Consider the following 22,420-nt stretch of genomic DNA (forward strand, 5'->3'; position numbering starts at 1 on the left):
CTTTTCAAACCAAATTCATTATCCGACCTGAAAAATACTTATACTTGCAGAGACATTTGTTAAAGAGCCGCCATCACTATTTGAGAGAGTGATAGTACTTGCTGAAGAGGTGTTATTTATTAAAGTCAATGTTGAAGGGACAACTGTTACGGTAAAAGCAGCAGTACCTTGATTTATTGTATGTGGTGACCCCGTACCAAAACGCCCACCTGGAATTGGTGTACCATTTAGTTCGAGGGAGAATTGGTTTTCGCGAGAAGCTTGTAATTGAAACTCTGCTACATATGTTCCTAGTGTATTAATTATAATATTTCCAGTACCTGTGATGTGACTAAGGGCAGTTCCTGTTATAGGTCCATTTGTGTTAAAAGTAACACTACTTCCCACTGCGATTGATTGGTTAGTAGTATCAAAAACATATAGATAGTTTGTTAACCCTACACTAGCCGCCCCAGTAGGTCCGGTGGAACCGGTAGAGCCAGTATGTCCAGTAGAGCCGGTAGCCCCAGTAGGCCCGGTGGAACCAGTGGAGCCAGTAGAACCGGTAGCCCCAGTAGGCCCGGTGGAACCAGTGGAGCCAGTAGAACCGGTAGCCCCAGTAGGCCCGGTGGAACCAGTGGAGCCAGTAGAACCGGTAGCCCCAGTAGGCCCGGTGGAACCAGTGAAACCAATGGAACCAATAGGTCCAGTGGAACCGGTAGAGCCAGTAGCCCCAGTAGCCCCAGTAGGTCCAGTGGAACCGGTAGAGCCAGTAGAGCCAGTGGAGCCAGTGGAGCCAGTAGCCCCAGTAGCCCCAGTGGAGCCAGTAAGTCCAGTGGAACCAGTAGCCCCGGTAGGTCCAGTAGGAGAATGTGGGAGAATAATACGGTTAATATCTAAAAGTGAAAAGTTAATGAACATATCTTTGTTTTGATAATCTATCGAAATCACCTCACTAGCATGTTTAAAGAAATAGTAAAGTAATAATTTTTATAGGTATTTCATTTCTATATTATTAATGCAACTTATTTTGGAAACAGTAAATAGCTATCATGACTATAGGGTATTAATTTTTAACCTAAATTTTAATAAAACCTTTATTAAAGATAAAGAGCGCTTTTAAAGGCGCTCTGAGACAAGTTTCATGTTGAAAAAGGGAATTGAGGATATTATGTGCATACTGTTTTAGAATGTTGTAAATTTTTAATTAAAAATAAAAAGATCTTATAAAAATTTAAAATTTGTATTATTAGATAGTCACCATACAATAAAATATGCTTGTTTGATATAAATGTGTGTCAAATTTACCAAAATATATTTTGGTATGCATAAGAAAATTAAAATACTTTGTTAGCAAATACTAGCGGCTTCAGTGACAGATGGTAGAAAAAGTTTACGTGGTATTGTAATAATCTCAAGCGCTATTTGCGTGGAATATAGGAGTATTTGAGTTAAATCTAAAGCGAGTGTTAAAAGTATTATGAAGCTTGTAAGAATTACAAAACTACCCCAAAAGAAACTTTTTGAAGTGTTACGGAAATCTTTTATTAAGGAAAAGAAAGAAAAAAATGCAGTAACAATAAGAATGAAAAATTTATACTTATCAGACATTATGACCCTCCTAAATAACAGTAATTTATATTATACCGTATTTTTCAATATTATTATAAAAAGATTTTAAAGTGAATAATAGGAAAAAATAAGGCCATAACTCTTAAAACATTAGTTTTGATTTTATTTTTTAAGAAACGGTATGAAAGATTATAGGCTGGTGATACGAGATTAAATAAGGGGAATCTGCGTGCAGCAAGAGTCCAAAATCAGATTTCTACTAGAGAAAAGTAGTTAGTTGGAGTAGGTAGATTAATAAAAAACGGATGGATGTGGAAACTAAATATTTATGACATTAAGTACAAAGGTCAGGAAATATAGTTTGGTATTCTGAGAATAACCGGAGGTCCGTAGTTAAGGTTGCATAGTATTTATATTTTTTTTCTAATTTTTCAATTGTTGTTAAGTGATGAGAACCTAATCCACGCCGTACACTATGTTGAGAAAGGGTCGGTCCAATTTGCAATTTTCGTTTTTTCATTGCATCGTTCCATGGACTATAAAAAAATTTAAAAATAAAAGCAGGTTCCATGTAAATGCTATAAGGATAATGTGAACCATGTCTCCCGACTCTATAGTTCCCATCCGAATTATTGTGAATTAATCTACCGTTAAGATAAAGTTGATTTGGAGTAGGTTGAATTATTATGCCGTGATAACGTTGTTTAACAAGCGGAGAACTATATCTTGGATTAGTGTAGCCATGAGTCGGTTCATCGATCATCATAATCACTCTTATTGAAAACATATTGTCACCCAAAGTGTTAAGTGATTTGAAAAATTTTTCTTTATTGTAACAGCATAGGAATTCTGTCGTATTTAATACCATTTTCCATCCTGTAATTTCTCTTTCAATTTTCATAACTTCTTGATCAACTAAATAAGCATCAAATTCGAGTGATTTTGAGTTTCGTATTTCCCAATTAGGAGCGAATGTTTTACAGATTTCAACTGAACGATCAGTGGATCCACGGTTAATAAGAATACCATGATCAAAAAGCTTTGTATGGTGCATTAACCACCATGGAAGTAAATATTCTTCATTGTAAAAATGAGAAATTAAAGTAGTCTTAATCAAAATCACCTCCGTATTTAACCGGCCTCTTATTTAATATGATATGGAAGGAACCTTATTGTTAGAAGGTTCCCTCTTAAAACTTTTAAACAAATAGGGTATATGGATGAATTAGTATATAAAGTAGTCTGATTGATGAAGAGTGGTATTAAAAAGTACAAAAACCTAAAACGAGAATGAGCATTGAATTAGTGTATAACGATTGAAATAGCACTAAAAACTAATAATACAGCCATAATGATGTTAAATAATTGATTGTGTTTTAATAGAAGTTTTTGAAACATAGAACCGAATAAGCTCCAACTAAATGTACTTGTTAAACCGACTATACCAAGAAATAATGAAAAAAGTAGAAAGCTTGAATATGAATTGTAGTAAGGAAGGATAAAAGTTGATACTACAGTCAGTCCGAATAAGATCCCTTTAGGGTTCACAAACTGAAGAAAAACCCCTACTGTAAATAGATTTTTATTATTCTTTTCATCGAGATTGGTCCCCCCTTTGTTAGTGAGTATCTTAAAAGCTAAATATAGCATATACGCTACACCTAAAATTTTTAAAGGAGCTTCAATTATAGGGAGGATATTAATTAATAAAATATTAAAGAAACTACATAAGGAAGTGAGGATAAAAAAACCGAAAGATACTCCAAAGCAAAACTTCATGCTCCCTTTTAATCCGTGTTGATTTGCGTATGTCATCGCTAAAAAATTGTTAGGTCCGGGTGTGAAGCTACTTATAAAAACAAATAATAAAAAAGAAAATATAGGCATTTGAAGACCCCCTAATTATTTTGTGTGTTATAATGACCGAAAAGAACAATATAACGTGTGCTTTTTATTATACATAACGGTCGTTATATTGTGTATAGTGTGGGAGTGTTTTTTTATGGAAGAAATTCAACTTATACTGGCGAAAAATTTAAAAACTATACGAGAAAAAGAAAAATTGAGTTTAGAAAAAGTTTCCCAATTAACAGGTGTGAGTAAAACGATGATTGGACAAATTGAAAGAGGAGAATCAAGCCCGACACTAACAACAATATGGAAAATTGCAAATGGCTTGAAAGTTTCTTTTACCTCTTTAATCAACAATCCACAGCCTGATACGAAAGTGATTTTAAGAAAAGATATTCAAGTATTGTCTGAAGACAATGGAAAATATAATGTGTATCCTTCTTTTCCTTTTCAAGATGATAGACATTTTGAAATGTATACAGTGGAAATAGAAACAGAAGGGAAATTAAGTTCAGAAGGGCATAAAGAAGGCGCAGAAGAATTTATAACGGTATTTGAAGGTGAATTGACAATAAAAGTGAATAACAGTCAATATAAATTAAATAGTGGAGATTCAATTTGTTTTAAGGCCGATAGATCACACTCTTATTATAATTTAGGGAAATCTTTGACTCGATTAAGCATGACAATTTATTATCCAACTGCATAAGTGTGCATTTACAGTAACAAAAGATAAAACCATCTATAAGAGATGGTTTTTATTTTTTATCACTCACAAAAAAAGACACTCATCAGAGTGTCAACATAGTATTGCTCTCGCGTATAGGATTGGAGTACATTTCTCAAATGCGTATTGAGATGGTTCGTAAAAGAGAAAATGTCTTCATATTTAATGTAACATCGGTGGAAGTCAGTGTAAATTGATAATATATATACGGAAAATTTAGTATAGATAGTTTCCACTATGGATATAGTGCAATTTGCTCTTTAATACGCCATCACTTTTATGAAATAATTGGGAGGTTCTTATTATGACAGACTTGGTATTTAATAATGTTTATTAGAAAAAGAGTGAATCATTTTTTAATCGATTCGTATAATTGTTAGAGAGGCACCTGTTGAACCACCTCCAACCAAATTAACGACGGATAATATGCCGAATAATTGAAGTGAAATTGTATTACCGGCAATTAAATTAGTAATTAAATTATTGTTATAATTTGAAGTTGATATAGCGGGAGAAAAAATAGAACCAGGAAGTGGAGTAGAAGCGTTTAATAGTAGTCTTGTTCCAGCGAGTAGAGCAGTTGTCGTATTAACTTGATAGGTTAAATGATATCTTCCGGTTACAGGAATTGTAAATATATCGTTTGAGGCGTTAACTGTAAAATTACCGAGGCTTTGATTATTAGAAAGAGGAATATTAGTTCCACCTAATATCACAGAGATGGGACCACCTAATGTATTATTAGCGAACATAGAGTTTGTTGTAACTATTGACCCAGTACTTCCGGTAGGTCCAGTACTTCCGGTAGGCCCAGTACTTCCAGTAGGTCCAGTACTTCCGGTAGGTCCAGTACTTCCGGTAGGCCCAGTACTTCCAGTAGGTCCAGTACTTCCGGTAGGTCCAGTACTTCCGGTAGGTCCAGTACTTCCGGTAGGTCCAGTACTTCCGGTAGGTCCAGTACTTCCGGTAGGCCCAGTACTTCCAGTAGGTCCAGTACTTCCGATAGGTCCAGTACTTCCGGTAGGTCCAGTACTTCCGGTAGGTCCAGTATTTCCGGTAGGTCCAGTACTTCCGGTAGGTCCAGTACTTCCGGTAGGTCCAGTACTTCCAGTAGGTCCAGTAAGTCTGTATGGAAGAATAATTTCAAGAGCTATTGATACTAGTTCTTCTATTCTTTTTTCATTTTTATCTTGAATTTAAATCACCTCATTTTTAAATTAGAATGCAATAAGTTTCGTGTTTTTGGAATGGAACTATCATTTTATTATATTAATAGTAGTAGTTAAAGCAACGGTAAAATGTTTAATAACTGTATGAATCATTTGGAAAGAAAAAAGAATAGTTATGAAAGTATTCCTTAATAATAGACTCATACTTATGTAAGTTAATTAAAAATATGTGGAATGAGGAATTAAATTGAAGCGGAATGATAAATTATCAATAAATAAAGGTAAGATAGCACCTGAGAATATTGGGCCTACATTTCCAGCTCTTCCACCAATATATATTCCAACAGGAGCAACAGGAGGAACGGGAGCAACAGGAACAACGGGAGCAACAGGAACAACAGGAACAACAGGAGCAACGGGAGCAACAGGAACAACAGGAGCAACAGGAACAACAGGAGCAACGGGAGCAACAGGAACAACAGGAGCAACAGGAACAACAGGAGCAACGGGAGCAACAGGAACAACGGGAGCAACAGGAGGAACGGGAGCAACGGGAGCAACAGGAGCAACGGGTGTAACAGGAGCAACGGGAATAACGGGAATAACAGGAATAACAGGAGCAACGGGAGTAACAGGAGCGACAGGAGCAACGGGAGCAACGGGAGCAACAGGAGCAACGGGGACAACAGGAATAACAGGAGCAACGGGAGTAACAGGAGCAACGGGAGTAACGGGAGGAACAGGAGCAACGGGAGTAACAGGAGCAACGGGGACAACAGGAATAACAGGAGCAACAGGTCCTACTGGGGGGATTGGCCCTATAACAACAACTAATTTGTTATATTACACTTTTTCAGATGGAGAGAAACTTATATACACAGATGCAGACGGCATAGCTCAATATGGTACAACGAATATACTATCACCTAGTGAGGTCTCATATATAAATTTGTTTATCAATGGAATTTTGCAACCACAACCATTCTATGAAGTTAGTACTGGTAAACTAACTTTATTGGATAACCAACCACCATCGCAAGGTTCTTCAATTATTTTACAATTTATTATTATTAATTAAAAAAGACAGATTCTTAATGAAAAGGAATCTGTCTTTTTTGTTCTGAATTACATTCGTTAACATTAAGTGACGATAAATTCAATTGTAATTGGAATTCCGCCGTCTAATGCATCCCCACCAGGAATTGTAATAGCACCAGTAGGACCAGTAGTAACACTGGAGTTCACGCTTGGTTGAAGAATACCGTTTACATATAAGTTGTAATACGTGAAAGTCGGAAAAGCAGTTGCAGTAGTACCCGCATCGTTTAAACAGGCTGTGGCAGCAATTGCAAAAGCTGCACCTGTACCTGTGCCGACTCCTAGTGTAGATGTAAATCTTCTCGATGCCATAAATGGTTGAATGATAGGCAATTAATTTTCACTCCTTACAATATTTTATTAGAACGAAGTATAAAATAACTTGTCCACTATATAGTATGAGAGTTTTTTATAATAGAAACGGCTTTACCTTTATAGGGTGAGCCCAATTTTAGTAAAGAAATGTTCTTTACTTATATGAAAAAAATGATGTTGTTACTTGCGGAATATTTGTTAATCGTAAATTCGGTTTTTGTATTCCAATTAAAATGTGTATTTGAATCTAAGAGATAAACGTGGAAAAATAAAATAAACTCTTAAGTTTAGGTATTTAATCTAAGCAGTCAATTATTAAAAACATATAATTAATATGTGAGTCATGAACATAATTAAATAGTGTTTTCAAGTTTAATTATATTTCATGTTTCCTATTTTAAGTCAATATATAACACATACTCTTTCACAACTTTTTGATCCTTATAATAGGAAAAACTCAAATATAAAACAAGTAAGGAGGACATAAATGACAAATAATAATTGTTTTGGTCATAACCACTGCAATAATCCGATTGTTTTCACTCCAGAATGTTGTAACAATCCACAAACAGTTCCAATTACTAGTGAGCAATTAGGTAGATTAATTACTTTACTAAACTCTTTAATAGCGGCTATTGCAGCGTTTTTTGCAAATCCAAGTGATGCAAACAGATTAGCTTTACTCAATTTGTTTACTCAACTATTGAACTTACTAAATGAATTAGCACCTTCTCCAGAAGGGAATTTCTTAAAACAATTAATTCAAAGTATTATCAACGTACTACAGTCTCCTAACCCAGATTTAAGCAAATTACTTTCCTTATTGCAACAATTCTACAGTGCTCTCGCACCATTCTTCTTCTCTTTAATTATTGACCCTGCAAGTTTACAACTTTTATTAAACTTATTAACTCAATTAATTGGTGCTACTCCAGGAGGAGGCCCAACAGGTCCAACAGGTCCAACAGGTCCAACAGGAGCGACTGGTGGCGGAGCAACGGGAGCAACAGGAGCAACAGGCCCAACAGGAGCAACAGGCCCAACAGGAGAAACAGGAGCAACAGGAGCAACAGGTCCAACAGGAGCAACAGGAGCAGGAGCAACAGGCCCAACAGGAGCAACAGGCTTAACAGGAGCAACAGGTTTAACAGGAGCAACAGGCCCAACAGGAGCAACAGGAGCAACAGGTCCAACAGGAGCAACAGGTCCAACGGGAGCAACAGGTTTAACTGGTGCAACAGGCTTAACTGGTGCAACAGGAGCAACTGGTGGCGGAGCTATTATTCCATTTGCTTCAGGTACAACACCATCTGCGTTAGTTAATGCGTTAATAGCTAATACAGGAACTCTTCTTGGATTTGGATTTAGTCAGCCTGGTGTAGCTTTAACTGGTGGAACAAGTATCACATTAGCATTAGGTATAGGTGATTATGCATTTGTAGCACCACGCGCAGGAACTATTACGTCATTAGCAGGTTTCTTTAGTGCAACAGCTGCATTAGCTCCATTATCACCTGTTCAAGTGCAGATACAAATATTAACTGCACCTGCAGCAAGTAATACGTTTACAGTACAAGGCGCACCTCTATTATTAACACCAGCATTTGCCGTAATAGCGATTGGTGCTACATCATCAGGGATCATAGCTGAAGCTATTCCAGTAGCAGCTGGGGATAAAGTATTATTATACGTTTCATTAACAGCAGCAAGTCCGATAGCTGCAGTTGCTGGATTTGTAAGTGCAGGTATTAACATCGTTTAATTTGTTACAATGTTTAGTAGGAAATTAAACAGGGGTTTGTATATAGTCCTTCCTAATAAATTTAGGAAGGACTATATTTTTTAGGGAAATAAGTAATAAATCAATTGAATAATTACTCTTTATTAAGTTCGTATAAAAAAGTATAATTTACCCTTTCTCATTTAAGGCATAAGTTATGTAACTTTAAAAATTTCCGATCAGCAAAAAAAGATGAATTCTTTTAAAAAAGAATTCATCCATAAAATAAACTATTTATTTTTATTACAGTTACATCCTTTTTTCTTTACATAGCCTTGTTCGGCTAAGTCTCTTTGTGATTGGGAATTGGAAGATTGAGAATTGGAAGATTGAGAGGATGCTGAAGAGCTACTATTTTTATTATAAGAGTAGTTTTTTCGATAGTTATAATTACTCATAGTACTATCACCTCCAATTTAATATATAAATATTATATGTATGTACACTATCAATTGTTACTATTATTAATAGAAAGAGAAGATACAATAAAAAAATCTCCTCGGTATTTTCCCAGGAGATAAATGATGATTATTTTGAAAATTCGCAAATTAATAACCCCAGTAAAGAGGGAAGTAATAAGAATCTTGGTAATACGGATTATGTTGTTGAGCGAGGGGCTGGGTTGGATAATTTTTCATTTCACGGTTTTGATTGCAGTTTGACGGAGGACCAATTACAGTAGTTGATTGAATAGGGGAAACCGCTTGTTTCCATTGTTGTTCATTGAGGCAGTAAGTATGTGCCATCATATGAGCCGGAGTTAATCTTAAAATGTCAGAACCGAAAATAACTTCTGGCGCTGGAGCGTTGAAAATAGCTAATAAATGAGTATTATCTGCTGTAGCAATTTCATAATGCCACCACGCTTGTGGAATGTTAGCAACTTGCCCAGGTTTTATCGGTAAGTTTAATATTTGATTCGTAAATGGATTAAGTAAAGAAACAACAGCAGACCCTGAAATACAATAAACAAGTTCAGCTGCATTTTGATGAATATGTGGTTCTACAACATTTCCTGTACTTAAATAAATATCTAATAATGAAGTATTTTCTAAAGTATTTAATTGTTTAATACCAAGTACATTTATATAATTTTGGGCATCTTTCCGAAAAAAATTACTTTTATTTACATCATAAGTAAAATTGGTTGAGGGGGAGGTATAGTCGATGTTGGCAGTCAATTATATTACCCGCCTTTCTATAGGGAAGTTAGGTTGCAAAATTAGGATATGTGTCTAGTCTTTGTTTTGTGCTGTTGTCGGTAGCTTAATAAATTCATTTATTCCATAAAGAATAAAGTATTAAGATTAAACTATATTCGTATTCCCATTCATACTTTGGATTGATGGAAAAAAGTAATGAAAATGTTAATTTAAAAGTACATCAATCATTTATAAGGAGTGAATGTTCATGTCATATAGTGAAATGATTAGAAATGAAGTGCTCAGCTGGGCGGGTGTTTCTGAAAAACCGCATCGATTTGGTGGTATTGAAATAAATTATGGCAAGAAAGAACTTGGCCATCTGCATGGTGATAAATTAGCTGATTTACCATTTCCGAAGTTAAAGCGAGATGAATTAGTGAACCGAGGATTGGTAAAACCACATCATATATTACCTGAATCAGGATGGATCAGTTATTATATAAAGAGTGAAGAGGATATTCCATTTGCAATTGAGTTATTTCGTATGCAATATGATCGAATTAAAAAGTAATGAAATATAGTAGGGTAATAAAAATTTATTTTCATGTCACATCCCTCCTTAATCGTTCGTCTTGTATGTAGAATGATAAGGAGGGATTTTTTTATGAATACATTTGATATAGCAATTGTTGGCGGTGGGCTTGCTGGATTAACAGCATCTATATATTTAGCGAAAGCTGGAAGGAAAGTGATTGTATTAGAAAAGTCCAGTCACTTCGGTGGCCGAGGGATGACTATAAATAAAAATGGGATCTGCATGAATCTTGGTGCACATGCTTTATATAGAGGCGGGGCAGCGTTTATAACTTTTAATGAGCTCGGTTTGAATCTTCCAGGTGGAATACCATCTACAAAAGCACATGGAATATGGAAAGGGGATATATTCACCATCCCAACAGATTTTCGCTCAATTTTATCAACACCACTACTTTCGTGGTCTGCAAAAGTACAATTCTCACGTCTTATGATTCGTTTAGGAAATTTAGATATAGGAGAAGTTCCGAAAATGAGTCTAACTACATGGGCAGAAAATGAAATAAAAGATCCAATGGTTCGCAATATATTTTATGCGTTATGTCGGACAACAACATATACGTTTGCTCCTACAATACAATTAGCATCATCTGTACTAAAGCAAATACAGCTTTCTATAAAAGAAGGAGTGCTTTATGTAGATGGGGGTTGGGAGACGATAATAACAAAATTAAGAGCTATAGCGAATGATGTCGGGGTGCAATTTTTGGCTAAAAAGCATGTTTTGGAAATAGAGCATTACGAAGATAAACAAAGAATACATTGTGTTGATGATGAGGCTTTTGAAGTAGGTACAGTCATCGTGACGACTCCGCCGAAAGAAGCTTGTAAAATAATAAAAGGTGCAGAAGGAACAAGTTTGCATAGATGGAGTGAACAATCGGTACCGGTTACTGTTGCTGCATTAGATATTGGCTTGAGACAATTACCCAATCCTACACATCAATTTGTATTAGGATTAGATCGACCTATATTTTTCACAAATCAATCGAGAGCAGCTAAATTAAGTGAAGATGGATCAATTGCAGTGAGTCTAATTAAGTACCATAATCCTGTGCTAGAGATGAATCATATTCATGAAGATAAAGAACAGTTGGAAAGTACGATGGAGTTGTTACATCCAACTTGGAAAAGAGAAGTTGTTGCACAGCAATATTTACCGAAAATAACAGTAGTACATGATTTTCCTCATATTGACCGTGTTGAAAAACCGGGCCCTAATATACCTGAAATGCCAGGTGTTTATGTTGCAGGAGATTGGGCAGGGCATGATGAAATATTAGCTGATGCTGCGGTAGCAAGCGGGAAACGTGCAGCGTTACACATTTTAAAGCAATATGAAAGTGAGGGTGTTCATCATGGAAACGGAGCAGTTATATGAAGCGTATCAACCATTATTATTTTCGTTAGCATACAGAATTCTTGGGAGCGTTATGGATGCTGAGGATATCGTTCAGGATGTATTTATCTCGTTAAATAATATAGAAGATCCTCAATCTATAGAAAATATGAAAGCATATCTATGTAAGATGGCGACAAATCGTTCAATTGATAAATTACGATCGGCAGCGCATAAACGTAACGTGTATGTAGGGATGTGGTTACCAGAGCCACTTGTAGAAGAGAGTGATGAGCCATCAAAGTCATTTATAATGAAAGAATCCCTTTCCACCGCATATTTATTACTTTTACAACAACTATCTGAGGTAGAAAGGATTGTTTTCATATTAAGAGAGGTTTTCAGTTATGAATACGAAGAAATAGCTTCAATTGTTGATAAGAGTAGTGTGAACTGTAGGAAGATCTTTCAACGTGCACGAAAAAGCATTTTGGAGAAACCGGAGCAATCAAAATTAAGCACGGAGAAAATGGCTTCTTATGTTGAAAAGTTTGTATCATCATTACAGTGTGGGGATGCGGAAGGTATGTTAGAAGTATTAAAAACAGATGCTATACTCAAAGCTGATGGTGGTGGTAAAGTTACGACTGCGATTAATCCGATTTATTCTGCGGATCGAATTATACGTTTGTTCTTTGGGATTGCACAACGATTGACAGAAGAGTACACTGTTGATTTCAAAATGGTAAATGGTATACCAGGAGTTATAGTTACAATAAATAATAAAGTAACGTATGTTCTTTCGTTTGCATTTGAGGATGAGAAAATTTCAAATATTTATATGATGGTTAATCCTGAAAAACTTATGCATTTAAATGTAAAAATATAAAAAAGCGCATTTCTTCAGAAATGCGTTTTTTATTATTTTTCTAACATTTCAAGAGGTACATCTTTTTCGCCCGCTACCTCAAATTTAATTTCCCCGTCTTCTTCATAAATACGTGTAATAATCGGTATAGTAATCATTAATTTTTTATGCTGCTTTCGTTTTCGAGCAGCATCTAAGCTAATCACGTTCATTTGTAAGCATCCTTTCTTCTGGAAATATATAAACAAAGAAAATGCGTCCGAAAAGGGCGCTTAATTGAATTTGAAATACCGATTCATTTAAATGGGGTTTATATAATTTAATAACTGCAATTTTAATATGAAATAATATGAATGGAATAATTGCACGTAGAAATTAACTTTACCAAAAAACGAAACAATATGCTATAAAAAATTATAAATCTTTGTCATATAACAGGAAAAAGGTTTTTGTTTCGCATATAATAAAAAGTAGACGGGCAGCAAGAGCTTTTTCATCATATTGCTTGGAAAGGCGATGAAAAGAATGGATACAGTAGATTCATTATTATTGCAACTTGAACAATATGGAGAAGAGCATGATCGAAATAAAAAAACAAGGGAAGAAAAATTACGGAATGTTTCTCGTGAGATGGGGCAATTTTTATCAATTTTAGTAAAAGGGTGTAATGCAAAAAATATCTTGGAAATTGGAACTTCTAATGGTTATTCTACATTGTGGTTAGCTAATGCGGTAGAAGAAACAAATGGAAATGTAACAACTGTAGAGCTTTCTTCAGAACGAGTTGGAGAGGCACTTGTCAATTTTGAAAAGGCAAACCTGTTACAAAGAATCGATATTCATAATCAAGAAGCCGGGGCATTTTTAGATTCGCAATTAGATCATTCATTTGATTTTATTTTCCTAGATTCAGAGCGCACGCAATACATGTGGTGGTTTGAGCATATAAAACGTATGTTACAACCAAAAGGTTTTCTTGTTGTTGATAATGCAACTTCTCATGCGAGTGAATTAGATGAGTTTATAAAAATGATTGAAGAAGATGATACGTTTGAAACGGTGTTATTAGCGTTTCAAAAGGGAGCATTTGTAGCTCGCAAAAATAAATAGAAGTGAGTGTAATAGAATTATCACATTGAAAACAGGTGAATGTCAAAAGATTGAGTGTAGCACGATTGAAAGAACGTAAATTATTTAGGGAATATATGAAGAATCCGCCTTCAGCATGTTGTTCTCTAGGTCTTAAGTCTGAGGAAAATTATGTTGATTACAGGTATACTTATAGTAAGAAACAGGGAATGACTGCATAAATAGGCATTTCTAAGAAAGTCGATTTCAAGCAGTCAGAATGTATATGAAATACGATATAATTGATGAAATATAGTGCATATAAATTCGCACATATAAATAAAGGAGCGATTTTGTTGACTGAACTCGAGAAAAAAGAACCTGTATCCATTGTGAAAGATAATAATGTAGAAGTAGTAGTTGATACAGTTATAAAAGATGCAGAATTAGAGGAACTAAATAAAGAAGCTGATCTTTATGTACAAAAGTTAAATAGCGAGCAAAATACAGATTTATCAAAAGTATTGTCTCAGCTAGGAGATTTAGGGGATAAAGAGCAACAAGCAGCAGGACAAACGTTATCAGCTTTAAAACGCCCTGTAACAGCGATGATGAATGGGAAAAATGAAGAAATTCCAAATACATTGTTAGAATTAAGAAAAGTGGTATCAGAGCTTGATCCCAATTCACTTAAAGCAAGTGGTATGAAGAAAATAATGTTTAAAGTATTCAAGAAAAATCCACTTGAAACATACGTGCATAAATACCAATCTATAGATAAACAAATCGAGGAAATTATTAGATCCCTTCTAATTGGTCGTGATAACTTACAAGAGGATACAGTTGGTCTTGAAATGTTAAAAGAACAATCGCACGATAAAATTCATGCTCTTGATAAACAAGTATACTTAGGGAAAAAGCTTGCTGGCATGCTTGAAGCTGAGAAACAAAACCCAGAGCGTCAAAGGGATATCCCGTTAATTAACGATGCATTAGAAAAGATACTTGTACGTACACGTAATATGCAGCAAGCGAAAAGTGTATTATTACAATCTATAGCTTCTGTAGACATCATTAAGAAAAATAATGAAAAATTAACAGAGGCAATACGTAATGCGATTACGATGACACAAAACGTTGTAACAGTTTCAGCTGCTATTCAGCTTGCATTAACGAATCAACGGAAAACAATTGATGCCGTAAATGCGACGAATGAAGCAATTGAATCGATGGTATTAAGTAATTCTCAAGCGTTAAAACAAAATACAGAAGAAACGACAAAATTGCTTGAAAACCCTGCTATTAGCATGGATAAATTACGTGAATCATTCCAAAATGTGTTCGCTGCAATTGAAGCATCTGAAAAATCGTCAGAACGTATTATTGAGTCAAGCAAGAAGTTCGTTATTGAACTAGACACATTTAATGATGAGATGAAGCAGAAACTCATTCAGCGTCCAAGGAAATAACGGATTATTAGAGGAGGTGAACAAATGAGTTTCATTCAAACAGTACTATTACTACTCGGTACATTGCTTTTAATAGCATTTACTGTCGTTGTTTTAGTCGTATACTTCGGGCGGAAACTGTATTTTTCATGGACGAAGCCATATAAAAGAGCGCAAGAGTCTCTAGATAAGATATCAAACAAATCAATACCGTTTCTACAAGAATTTACACAACATCCACTGTTTTATCGCTGGATCCGCACCGAAGGAAAGAAAGAACAAAATACATTAAATACTCTATTTTGTGCATCAGGTCAACGTACGAGAGAGCAAGTCTTCTCGATGTTACCGAAAGAAAAACAGAAAAAAGTGCATGTAATGGCAAAAACTACGAAAAAGCTTACGAATGAAGATATTGATGTGGCTGCGATGAAAGTGAAAGATTTCTTAAGACAAGAAACGCAGCAAACTGTAAAACCGACAGACTTATCATTTTACAAATTGTATTTTTATGACCGTTATCCAGACGCATTAAATACAATTCAAGCGTATAAACGCTCAATAAATCCTTCATTACAAAGAACGGTTGATGATATTACAATTTCAGTATTAAATGCACTTCCGTACTATCAAGAGCAACGCATGTTTGAACAACAACATAAACTTGAAACATTCTTAATGAAAGATTTAACGGCCATGTTATCGTTAGTAGTACAATTACCACCTTCACAAAGACCAGAGAAGGAAGAAGAACTGAAGATCTACTTGGAAAATTTCAAAAAAGAAATGGAAGTAGTAGAGCGAGATATTCGCGACTCGATTGATCACGATTTAAATGTGAAGATGAGAGCAGCGACTGAGAAGTTTAAGAATAAATAACAAAAAGCGCCTTAAAAGCTAAGTATCACAGCTTTAAGGCGCTTTTTTTATGAGACTTTATTTTGCTCTAACGGTAGTATGATTAGAAGCCACACTTTCATTATGCAATCGATCAACTGCAGTTACGACATACGTATACGTTTCTCCAGAAGTTGCTGTTTTATCTACATAAATTTCTCCAAGTTTTGTTTTTCTTACAGTAGTAAGTAAATTTTTCGGATTTTCTATATCCACTTCATTTTTCCCATTCACACGGTAAATAGCGTAATAAGCAGAGTCATTATCTTTATTGTCAATAATACCTACAGCAATACCTTCATTTCTTGGAATGGCACCTTTTAAAGTCGGTTGTTTTGGTGGATCATGATCAATCCAAGGCATAGGCGGGATTAATGCAGGATGTTTATATATGTCTTTTGAGAGCTTATCTTTTATTCCTAGTGGGTTGTTATTTATATCTTTTAAGCTAAAATGCATACTACCTTTTATTTCAGGATATAGCCGGTTTAATGCAATTTGTCTTGGATATTCTTCTGGATCAGACCAAGCAGGAACGGAGTTATTATTAATTTTATAGGCCGCTTGACCGATGTATAGGTGAATCGGTTTTTTATTTGTTTCTTTAACCCACCAATCTACTAATATGTCATATGCAGCTGGGGTGAAACTTATATTCCAATATATTTGCGGTGTAATGTAGTCAATATATCCTTTTTGTACCCACTCACGTGTGTCAGCATAAAGGTCATCATAGTTTCTTTGTCCTGCGGTTGTGTTAGAGCCAGTCGGATCGTCAGCTATATTTCGCCATACGCCGAACGGACTAATGCCAAACTTTACATATGATTTTTCTTGTTTTATAGCAGTATTTAAATCTTTTACAAGTTCATTTACATTGTTACGTCGCCAATCTTCTATATTTGTAAATTTACCGTTATTATACGTTTCGTACGTTTTTTGATCGGGGAATTCTTCACCTGCCACTTTGTATGGATAAAAATAATCATCCATATGCAGCGCATCAATATCGTAATTTTGTACGATTTCTAAAGCACCTTCTGTTATAAATTTTTTCACTTCCGGAATACCGGGATTGTAATATAACTTTCCGCCATAAGGGACAACCCAATCGGGATGTTGCCTCGCAGGGTGATAGTTTGATAATCGATTTATATCGGTGTGATTCATCGTTATTCGGTATGGGTTAATCCAAGCGTGGAATTCTATATTTCTTTTATGTGCTTCTTCAATCATAAATGCGAGCGGGTCATAACCAGGATCTTTTCCTTGTGTACCTGTAATGTATTCAGACCAAGGACCGTAATTTGAAGGATAGAAAGCATCAGCGGTTGGTTTAATTTGTACAACAACTGCATTCATACCAGTGCTTTTTACATCGTCTAATAACCTTATAAATTCTTGCTTCTGCTTTTCAATAGGCAAGCCAGTTTTTGAGGGCCAATCAATATTCAGAACTGATGCGATCCATACAGCACGTAATTCATGTTTTTTGTACGTAGTATTTACTTCAGCATAAGTAGAGTTAGGAGAAATGAAAGAGAAAGGGATAAACAAGATGACGATACAACATATCATTAATAAACGTTTAACGATCATTTATACGCCTCCCTATCATATGATTATTTAAAATAATATCTGAGGCGAGGTTGGCCTTGCAATAGAGAAAATTGCATATTGAAACATTAATTTAATAGGAAAAATATTTTTAATGAAATTTACTTTCATTATAACTAAATTCATTTACTACTTCATATGCTTGTTAGTAAAGTGAAACTTCCTTTCATTTGAAGGGTAATAAATTATAAGTATAGGAGGATTCATAAATGAAAGTTTTGTTCGTCTGTTCTGGAGGAATGTCCAGTGCAATTGTTGTAAACGCTTTAAAAAAAGAAGCGGAGAAAAATGGTGTGAACATGGAAGTGCATGCAATTGGAACGAATGAGGTAGAGGAAGAAGTAAAGAATGGCTGGGATGTCGTAATGGTGGCACCTCAAATAAGACACCGATTTGACTCTGTAAAAAAATTTGCAGAGGAGGAATCTATTCCGTGTGGCATCATACCGCCGCAAGCATACACACCGCTTGGTGGCCCGACTTTATTAAAAACTGTAAATGAATTAATCAGTTAGGGGGAAACGTTATGAATAAGTTTGTCACGTTTCTTGATAAAAACTTATCTGGACCGATGGCAAGGCTTTCTGAGCAGAGACATTTACAAGCAATCCGTGATGGAGTTATTTCGGCGTTACCATTTATTATAGTAGGAAGCTTCTTTTTAATAGTAGCATTTCCACCACTGCCGAAAGATAGTTTCATATCAGTTTGGGCATTAAAGAATCAAACAAGTATATTGATACCATATCGTTTAACCATGTTTATTATGTCCTTATATATCGCATTTGGAATAGGATATAATTTAGCGAAAAGTTATAAATTAGATGCTTTATCAGGAGCACAGCTCGCGGTATGTTCACTACTTTTAACATTAACGCCTGAGTTAATTGATAAAAAAGGATTCATGCTTCCGATGACAAATCTCGGAGGTCATGGATTATTTGTGACGATGATTGTTTCTATTTTATCCGTAGAGATTTTAAGATTTTGTAAGAAGAAAAATGTAATGATTAAAATGCCAGAACAAGTACCGCCATCTGTATCGCGTTCATTTGAAGCACTTATACCTGCAGCATTCGTTATTATTATAATGAGTCTAGTAACTGTCGTTTTTAGCATTGATTTACACCATGTTGTTGATAAATTAGCAGCACCATTAGTAAAAGCTGGGGATAGTTACTTCGGTGTAATGATTCCAGTGTTTTTAATTACGTTTTTTTGGTCATTCGGAATCCATGGTGTGTCGGTTGTTGGAACTGTTGCTAGGCCATTATGGGAAGTATACCTAGGGAAAAATGGTGAAGCAGTTGCTAGTGGAGCAGATCAGTTGCCATTTATTTCACCAGAGCCGTTATATCAATGGTTTATATGGATTGGCGGTTCTGGTGCGACGTTAGGGCTTGTATTAGCTATGATTATATTTGGTCGATCGAAATATTCGAAAGCATTATCAAGAACTTGTATTGTTCCAGGTATTTTTAATATTAATGAACCAGTCATATTCGGATTACCGATTGTACTAAATCCAATTTTAATTATCCCATTTATCATTACACCACTTGTAACGGCAACTGTTGCATATTCAGCAACTGCGATGGGATTTGTAACACCAACGCATATTATGCCGCCATGGACATTACCTGCTCCAATTGGTGCATATTTAGCAACAGGTGGAGATTGGCGTGCGATTGTATTAGTTTTTATAAATATAGCAATATCGTTCCTTATTTATTTACCATTCTTTAAAATGTACGACAAAAATATGCTTGAAATTGAAAAGAATGGTGACGGAGAGTCTGTTAATCCTTAATCTGCATGCTGTTATTTTGAGTGATAGACTTTTTGTCTATCACTTCTTTCACATTAAAACAAGAAAGGGAGAAATAGAATGAATATAAAATTTAGTTATAAAGGCGTATTTTTATTATTATTTGGAGTGATTTGTGCAAATTTACTTTTTGTCCCTTTACTAGGCATGCTAAATCTATCACAAATGCATAGTATCTGGCTCGTTACAAGCATTGCGGCAAGCGTTTTGCTTACGGTAGTTGTTTCTTTTATTGATGGGTCGTTTGCATCGAAAGCTCAATTGTCTTTTAGATTTATATTGTTTTCGATTGTTTGTACGTTGATTACTTACATGATTGTTTTTTAGTAAATAGGAGGTCATGCACGTTATGTATATTGCAGGGGTAATGTCTGGTACTTCATTAGATGGAATAGATGTAGCGCTCGTTCATATAGAAGGAAGTGGTGTAGATTCTAAAATCGAACTCATCCATTTTACTACTGTTCCATTTTGTAATGATATGAAAAATGAGATTCAACAAGCGTTATCAATTGAAACTTCGAATGTCCAACTTATATGTAGTTTAAATTTTAAACTTGGTTTATGCTTCGCCAATGCTGTAAAGGAAGTTTGTAAAGAGGCCAATTTTCCTTTGAGACAATTAGATTTAATAGGCTCTCACGGACAAACGATTTATCATCAGCCAAAGCAAGAAGGGAATATTATTTCTTCAACATTGCAAATTGGGGAACCAGCAGTAATAGCATATGAAACGAACACGACGGTTATCTCGAATTTCCGAACGATGGACATGGCGGCAGGGGGACAAGGTGCACCACTTGTACCATATTCAGAGATTATTTTATATCGGCATCAAACTGAAAATAGACTACTACAAAATATTGGCGGGATTGGTAATGTTACAGTGGTTCCAAGTAAACGAAGTAATGAGAGTGTTATTGCTTTTGATACTGGGCCAGGCAACATGGTAATCGATGAAGTATGTCAAAGATTATTTCAGGTACCATATGATCAAAATGGTTGGATCGCAAGTCAAAGGGTGGTTGTAGATGAAATTTTAACATACTGTATGAACCATCCATTTTTGAACGTGAAACCACCAAAATCAACAGGTAGAGAACATTTTGGAGAAGCGTTTGTGACTGAATTATTAAATCGATTTGAAAAGCATAGTAAAGGAAATATATTGGCAACTGTCACGATGTTTACAGCATGTTCAATTGTTCATCATTATAAGGAGTGTATTTTACCGTATTATGACATTGATGAGGTGATTTTAGGTGGTGGTGGAAGTTATAATAATACACTTGTTGAAATGATACGGAATGGATTAAGAGAAGAGAAATGTAGTATATGTACACAAGAGGATATTGGTCATTCTTCAGCAGCGAAAGAAGCGGTTGCATTTGCTATTTTAGCAAACGAAACGTATCATCGTAATCCGAGTAATGTGCCGAGCGCAACAGGTGCTAAGAATTCCGTGGTTTTAGGGAATGTAACATTCCCTCCAATATGTAAATGAAAATGAGGCGAACATATGAAGTATATGATTGGAGTAGATGGCGGGGGAACGAAGACAGAGGCAATTGCATTTGATCAAAATGGAAATGAAGTTGTAAGAGGTACGAGCAGATTTGGAAATGTATTAATAGATTTTAATCAGGCGCTTTTGCATATTATGGAAGCAATTAATCAATGCCAGAAGAATTTAATAAATGAGCATTGCGTTTGTATTTGTTTAGGGTTAGCTGGTATAAGCGGAGCGAATACAAATGAATTAACATTACGTTTAAAAAAGAAATACGGAACAAAAATTGAAATTTTTAATGATGCAATGATCGCGCATGCAGCTGCTTTAAAAGGTAAGGATGGAATATTAACTATAGGTGGTACAGGTGCAATTTGTATAGGAAAGAAAGGAGAAGTATATCAGTATAGCGGTGGATGGGGACATATTTTAGGAGATGAAGGGAGCGGATATTGGATTGCATTACAAGCTTTAAAGAAAATGACAATTCAATTCGATCAAGGAATCAGCCTTTGTCCATTGAGTTTGAATATTCAAAGGCAGTTTCAACTTTTGACACCGTCTCATATAAAAAGCTTAGTATATACTTCTTCTAAAGATAAAATTGCAGCAATCGCACCATTAGTTATTCAGGAAGCGAGAAGTGGCAATGATGATGCGCATGAAATTATAATGCAAGCTGGAAAGGAATTAGCAAGGATTACAGTAAATGTTTATAACAAGTTGAACTTTAAGTACTCAACGCCAATTGCAGTAAGTGGGAGTATATTGCGTTTAGTTCCTGAAATATTTGCTGTATTTAAGAAATGCTGTGAAGAAAGTATGAAAGAAATTACATTCGTATCACAAGCAGAAATGGCAGTGAAAGGAACATATTATTTAATGAGGGATATATATTTTTAAAAATAGCGTATGAGAATTTTTGTATGATTTGTAAAAATATGATGTTAAAATGTATAAAGGGATGTATGTTAAAACGTACAATATACGTAGTAATTGAATATTGTATATGTAATCCCATGTAGAAAGTGAATGATTATATGATTAATAGTATGCAGTTTTTATATTTGATGGCTTCTTATTTAATTGGAAACATCTTGACCGCTTATATAGTAACAAAATTGAGACATAACGTTGATATTAGGGGTGAAGGAAGCGGAAATCCTGGTGCAAGAAATATGGGGCGCGTATATGGAAAAGGGTATTTCATCGCTACATTTTTAGGTGATGCGATTAAAGGGGCAATCGTTGTTACTGTTGCAAAATATCTTTTTGAAGATCCTACATTCGTAATGTTAACATTATTGGCCGTTATTATTGGACATATTTACCCAGTTTTATTTAAAGGTAAGGGCGGTAAAGGTATTTCAACATTTATTGGAGGATTAATCGCATTTGATTATTTGATAGCGCTTACCCTCATAGGCATTTTTATTGTATTTTATTTAATATTTAAAGGATTTACGAAGCCAGGACTAATTACGATTGCTTGTTTACCAATTTGTATGATTCTTTATTCTTATTCTATTGTTACGACTATTTTAAGTGGAATGATTATTGTACTTATTCTATATGTAAATCGAGAATAAAATGAATGTTTAATAAGTGGGGATAA

The 22,420-nt window shown here is 35.0% G+C and carries 24 protein-coding genes; 15 read left to right on the top strand and 9 right to left on the bottom strand.

The annotated features are described in order from the left end of the window. Positions 1-18: 18 nt before the first annotated feature. The 4 genes from AC241_RS36010 to AC241_RS11925 form a co-directional block, all read right to left on the bottom strand. Positions 19-900, bottom strand: a complete 882-nt coding sequence (locus AC241_RS36010; protein WP_050843561.1) for a flagellar hook-length control protein FliK — start codon at positions 898-900, stop codon at positions 19-21. Positions 901-1,329: 429 nt separating this feature from the next. After that, complete coding sequence (locus tag AC241_RS11915) at positions 1,330-1,590, bottom strand: hypothetical protein (RefSeq protein WP_016081658.1); 261 nt, start codon at positions 1,588-1,590, stop codon at positions 1,330-1,332. Between the two features lie 295 nt (positions 1,591-1,885). Beyond that, the gene (locus AC241_RS11920) at positions 1,886-2,668 is read right to left on the bottom strand and encodes a glycosyltransferase family 2 protein (RefSeq protein WP_016081657.1); all 783 of its coding nucleotides are present in this window, start codon (positions 2,666-2,668) and stop codon (positions 1,886-1,888) included. Between the two features lie 185 nt (positions 2,669-2,853). Beyond that, a complete protein-coding gene (locus AC241_RS11925) occupies positions 2,854-3,438 on the bottom strand; it encodes a LysE family transporter (protein ID WP_050843563.1) in 585 nt (194 codons plus the stop codon). Between the two features lie 115 nt (positions 3,439-3,553). Between AC241_RS11925 and AC241_RS11930 the strand changes: the two genes are divergently transcribed. After that, positions 3,554-4,111: a helix-turn-helix domain-containing protein gene (locus AC241_RS11930; protein ID WP_050843565.1), complete on the top strand. Its 558-nt coding sequence runs from the start codon at positions 3,554-3,556 to the stop codon at positions 4,109-4,111. Between the two features lie 374 nt (positions 4,112-4,485). Here AC241_RS11930 and AC241_RS11935 read toward each other — a convergent pair whose 3' ends face one another. Continuing rightward, positions 4,486-5,133: a BclA C-terminal domain-containing protein gene (locus AC241_RS11935; protein WP_050843568.1), complete on the bottom strand. Its 648-nt coding sequence runs from the start codon at positions 5,131-5,133 to the stop codon at positions 4,486-4,488. 412 nt (positions 5,134-5,545) lie between these two features. On the opposite strand from AC241_RS11935, the gene AC241_RS11940 reads away from it, so the two are divergent. Beyond that, positions 5,546-6,376 (top strand): DUF4183 domain-containing protein, encoded by an 831-nt coding sequence (locus AC241_RS11940; protein WP_050843570.1) that lies wholly within the window; start codon positions 5,546-5,548, stop codon positions 6,374-6,376. Positions 6,377-6,438: 62 nt separating this feature from the next. Here AC241_RS11940 and AC241_RS11945 read toward each other — a convergent pair whose 3' ends face one another. Continuing rightward, entirely contained in the window at positions 6,439-6,729 is a 291-nt protein-coding gene (locus AC241_RS11945; RefSeq protein ID WP_016081652.1) for a DUF4183 domain-containing protein, read from the bottom strand. A gap of 469 nt (positions 6,730-7,198) precedes the next feature. Here AC241_RS11945 and AC241_RS11950 point away from each other — a divergent pair, with 469 nt between their 5' ends. After that, the gene (locus AC241_RS11950; RefSeq protein WP_050843572.1) at positions 7,199-8,473 is read left to right on the top strand and encodes an exosporium glycoprotein BclB-related protein; all 1,275 of its coding nucleotides are present in this window, start codon (positions 7,199-7,201) and stop codon (positions 8,471-8,473) included. 566 nt (positions 8,474-9,039) lie between these two features. On the opposite strand, the gene AC241_RS11955 is transcribed toward AC241_RS11950, so the two are convergent. Beyond that, complete coding sequence (locus tag AC241_RS11955) at positions 9,040-9,672, bottom strand: cupin domain-containing protein (protein WP_050843574.1); 633 nt, start codon at positions 9,670-9,672, stop codon at positions 9,040-9,042. Between the two features lie 229 nt (positions 9,673-9,901). Between AC241_RS11955 and AC241_RS11960 the strand changes: the two genes are divergently transcribed. From AC241_RS11960 to AC241_RS11970, 3 genes are all read left to right on the top strand, one after another. Next, a complete protein-coding gene (locus AC241_RS11960) occupies positions 9,902-10,207 on the top strand; it encodes a luciferase domain-containing protein (RefSeq protein ID WP_016081649.1) in 306 nt (101 codons plus the stop codon). A 93-nt stretch (positions 10,208-10,300) separates the two neighbouring features. Further along, positions 10,301-11,611, top strand: a complete 1,311-nt coding sequence (locus AC241_RS11965) for a phytoene desaturase family protein (protein ID WP_050843576.1) — start codon at positions 10,301-10,303, stop codon at positions 11,609-11,611. Then, complete coding sequence (locus AC241_RS11970) at positions 11,589-12,458, top strand: sigma-70 family RNA polymerase sigma factor (protein ID WP_016081647.1); 870 nt, start codon at positions 11,589-11,591, stop codon at positions 12,456-12,458. Before AC241_RS11965 ends, AC241_RS11970 begins: the two co-directional genes overlap by 23 nt. Positions 12,459-12,490: 32 nt before the next feature. On the opposite strand, the gene AC241_RS34760 is transcribed toward AC241_RS11970, so the two are convergent. Next, positions 12,491-12,649 carry a hypothetical protein gene (locus tag AC241_RS34760; protein WP_001100984.1) on the bottom strand — a complete coding sequence of 53 codons (159 nt, stop codon included), beginning with the start codon at positions 12,647-12,649 and terminating at the stop codon, positions 12,491-12,493. A 304-nt stretch (positions 12,650-12,953) separates the two neighbouring features. Here AC241_RS34760 and AC241_RS11980 point away from each other — a divergent pair, with 304 nt between their 5' ends. From AC241_RS11980 to AC241_RS11990, 3 genes are all read left to right on the top strand, one after another. Continuing rightward, positions 12,954-13,547, top strand: coding sequence for an O-methyltransferase (locus AC241_RS11980; protein WP_002094007.1), 594 nt, complete (start codon positions 12,954-12,956; stop codon positions 13,545-13,547). A 314-nt stretch (positions 13,548-13,861) separates the two neighbouring features. Next, entirely contained in the window at positions 13,862-14,974 is a 1,113-nt protein-coding gene (locus AC241_RS11985; protein WP_000137396.1) for a toxic anion resistance protein, read from the top strand. Positions 14,975-14,998: 24 nt separating this feature from the next. Further along, positions 14,999-15,832: a DUF3974 domain-containing protein gene (locus AC241_RS11990; protein WP_050843579.1), complete on the top strand. Its 834-nt coding sequence runs from the start codon at positions 14,999-15,001 to the stop codon at positions 15,830-15,832. A 57-nt stretch (positions 15,833-15,889) separates the two neighbouring features. Here AC241_RS11990 and AC241_RS11995 read toward each other — a convergent pair whose 3' ends face one another. Further along, positions 15,890-17,449, bottom strand: a complete 1,560-nt coding sequence (locus AC241_RS11995; protein WP_016081645.1) for a glycoside hydrolase family 10-like protein — start codon at positions 17,447-17,449, stop codon at positions 15,890-15,892. 227 nt (positions 17,450-17,676) lie between these two features. Between AC241_RS11995 and AC241_RS12000 the strand changes: the two genes are divergently transcribed. The 6 genes from AC241_RS12000 to plsY all read left to right on the top strand — a co-directional run bounded on the left by AC241_RS12000 (position 17,677) and on the right by plsY (position 22,394). Next, positions 17,677-17,982: a PTS sugar transporter subunit IIB gene (locus tag AC241_RS12000; RefSeq protein WP_000865907.1), complete on the top strand. Its 306-nt coding sequence runs from the start codon at positions 17,677-17,679 to the stop codon at positions 17,980-17,982. 11 nt (positions 17,983-17,993) lie between these two features. Continuing rightward, a complete protein-coding gene (locus AC241_RS12005) occupies positions 17,994-19,277 on the top strand; it encodes a PTS sugar transporter subunit IIC (RefSeq protein ID WP_001032277.1) in 1,284 nt (427 codons plus the stop codon). 78 nt (positions 19,278-19,355) lie between these two features. Further along, the gene (locus AC241_RS12010) at positions 19,356-19,622 is read left to right on the top strand and encodes a hypothetical protein (protein WP_016081644.1); all 267 of its coding nucleotides are present in this window, start codon (positions 19,356-19,358) and stop codon (positions 19,620-19,622) included. 22 nt (positions 19,623-19,644) lie between these two features. Beyond that, positions 19,645-20,799: an anhydro-N-acetylmuramic acid kinase AnmK gene (anmK, locus tag AC241_RS12015; protein WP_050843580.1), complete on the top strand. Its 1,155-nt coding sequence runs from the start codon at positions 19,645-19,647 to the stop codon at positions 20,797-20,799. Positions 20,800-20,814: 15 nt separating this feature from the next. Further along, a complete protein-coding gene (locus AC241_RS12020; protein ID WP_050843582.1) occupies positions 20,815-21,708 on the top strand; it encodes a BadF/BadG/BcrA/BcrD ATPase family protein in 894 nt (297 codons plus the stop codon). A gap of 137 nt (positions 21,709-21,845) precedes the next feature. Continuing rightward, positions 21,846-22,394, top strand: coding sequence for a glycerol-3-phosphate 1-O-acyltransferase PlsY (gene plsY, locus AC241_RS12025; RefSeq protein WP_050843585.1), 549 nt, complete (start codon positions 21,846-21,848; stop codon positions 22,392-22,394). The last annotated feature ends 26 nt before the right edge of the window (positions 22,395-22,420 follow it).

This window comes from Bacillus thuringiensis, assembly GCF_001182785.1.
In the GTDB taxonomy this organism is placed as follows: Bacteria; Bacillota; Bacilli; order Bacillales; family Bacillaceae_G; genus Bacillus_A; species Bacillus_A thuringiensis_S.

What these genes read in the sequence shown, in the direction of transcription:
- AC241_RS11960 (WP_016081649.1), top strand. Translation starts at nt 9,902, where the DNA reads ATGTCATATAGTGAAATGATTAGAAATGAAGTGCTCAGCTGGGCGGGT.
- AC241_RS12000 (WP_000865907.1), top strand. Translation starts at nt 17,677, where the DNA reads ATGAAAGTTTTGTTCGTCTGTTCTGGAGGAATGTCCAGTGCAATTGTT.
- AC241_RS12020 (WP_050843582.1), top strand. Translation starts at nt 20,815, where the DNA reads ATGAAGTATATGATTGGAGTAGATGGCGGGGGAACGAAGACAGAGGCA.
- AC241_RS11990 (WP_050843579.1), top strand. Translation starts at nt 14,999, where the DNA reads ATGAGTTTCATTCAAACAGTACTATTACTACTCGGTACATTGCTTTTA.
- AC241_RS12005 (WP_001032277.1), top strand. Translation starts at nt 17,994, where the DNA reads ATGAATAAGTTTGTCACGTTTCTTGATAAAAACTTATCTGGACCGATG.
- AC241_RS11995 (WP_016081645.1), bottom strand. Translation starts at nt 17,449, where the DNA reads ATGATCGTTAAACGTTTATTAATGATATGTTGTATCGTCATCTTGTTT.
- AC241_RS12010 (WP_016081644.1), top strand. Translation starts at nt 19,356, where the DNA reads ATGAATATAAAATTTAGTTATAAAGGCGTATTTTTATTATTATTTGGA.
- AC241_RS11970 (WP_016081647.1), top strand. Translation starts at nt 11,589, where the DNA reads ATGGAAACGGAGCAGTTATATGAAGCGTATCAACCATTATTATTTTCG.
- AC241_RS11965 (WP_050843576.1), top strand. Translation starts at nt 10,301, where the DNA reads ATGAATACATTTGATATAGCAATTGTTGGCGGTGGGCTTGCTGGATTA.
- AC241_RS11980 (WP_002094007.1), top strand. Translation starts at nt 12,954, where the DNA reads ATGAAAAGAATGGATACAGTAGATTCATTATTATTGCAACTTGAACAA.
- AC241_RS11950 (WP_050843572.1), top strand. Translation starts at nt 7,199, where the DNA reads ATGACAAATAATAATTGTTTTGGTCATAACCACTGCAATAATCCGATT.
- anmK (WP_050843580.1), top strand. Translation starts at nt 19,645, where the DNA reads ATGTATATTGCAGGGGTAATGTCTGGTACTTCATTAGATGGAATAGAT.
- AC241_RS36010 (WP_050843561.1), bottom strand. Translation starts at nt 900, where the DNA reads ATGTTCATTAACTTTTCACTTTTAGATATTAACCGTATTATTCTCCCA.
- AC241_RS11930 (WP_050843565.1), top strand. Translation starts at nt 3,554, where the DNA reads ATGGAAGAAATTCAACTTATACTGGCGAAAAATTTAAAAACTATACGA.
- AC241_RS34760 (WP_001100984.1), bottom strand. Translation starts at nt 12,649, where the DNA reads ATGAACGTGATTAGCTTAGATGCTGCTCGAAAACGAAAGCAGCATAAA.
- plsY (WP_050843585.1), top strand. Translation starts at nt 21,846, where the DNA reads ATGATTAATAGTATGCAGTTTTTATATTTGATGGCTTCTTATTTAATT.
- AC241_RS11925 (WP_050843563.1), bottom strand. Translation starts at nt 3,438, where the DNA reads ATGCCTATATTTTCTTTTTTATTATTTGTTTTTATAAGTAGCTTCACA.
- AC241_RS11915 (WP_016081658.1), bottom strand. Translation starts at nt 1,590, where the DNA reads ATGTCTGATAAGTATAAATTTTTCATTCTTATTGTTACTGCATTTTTT.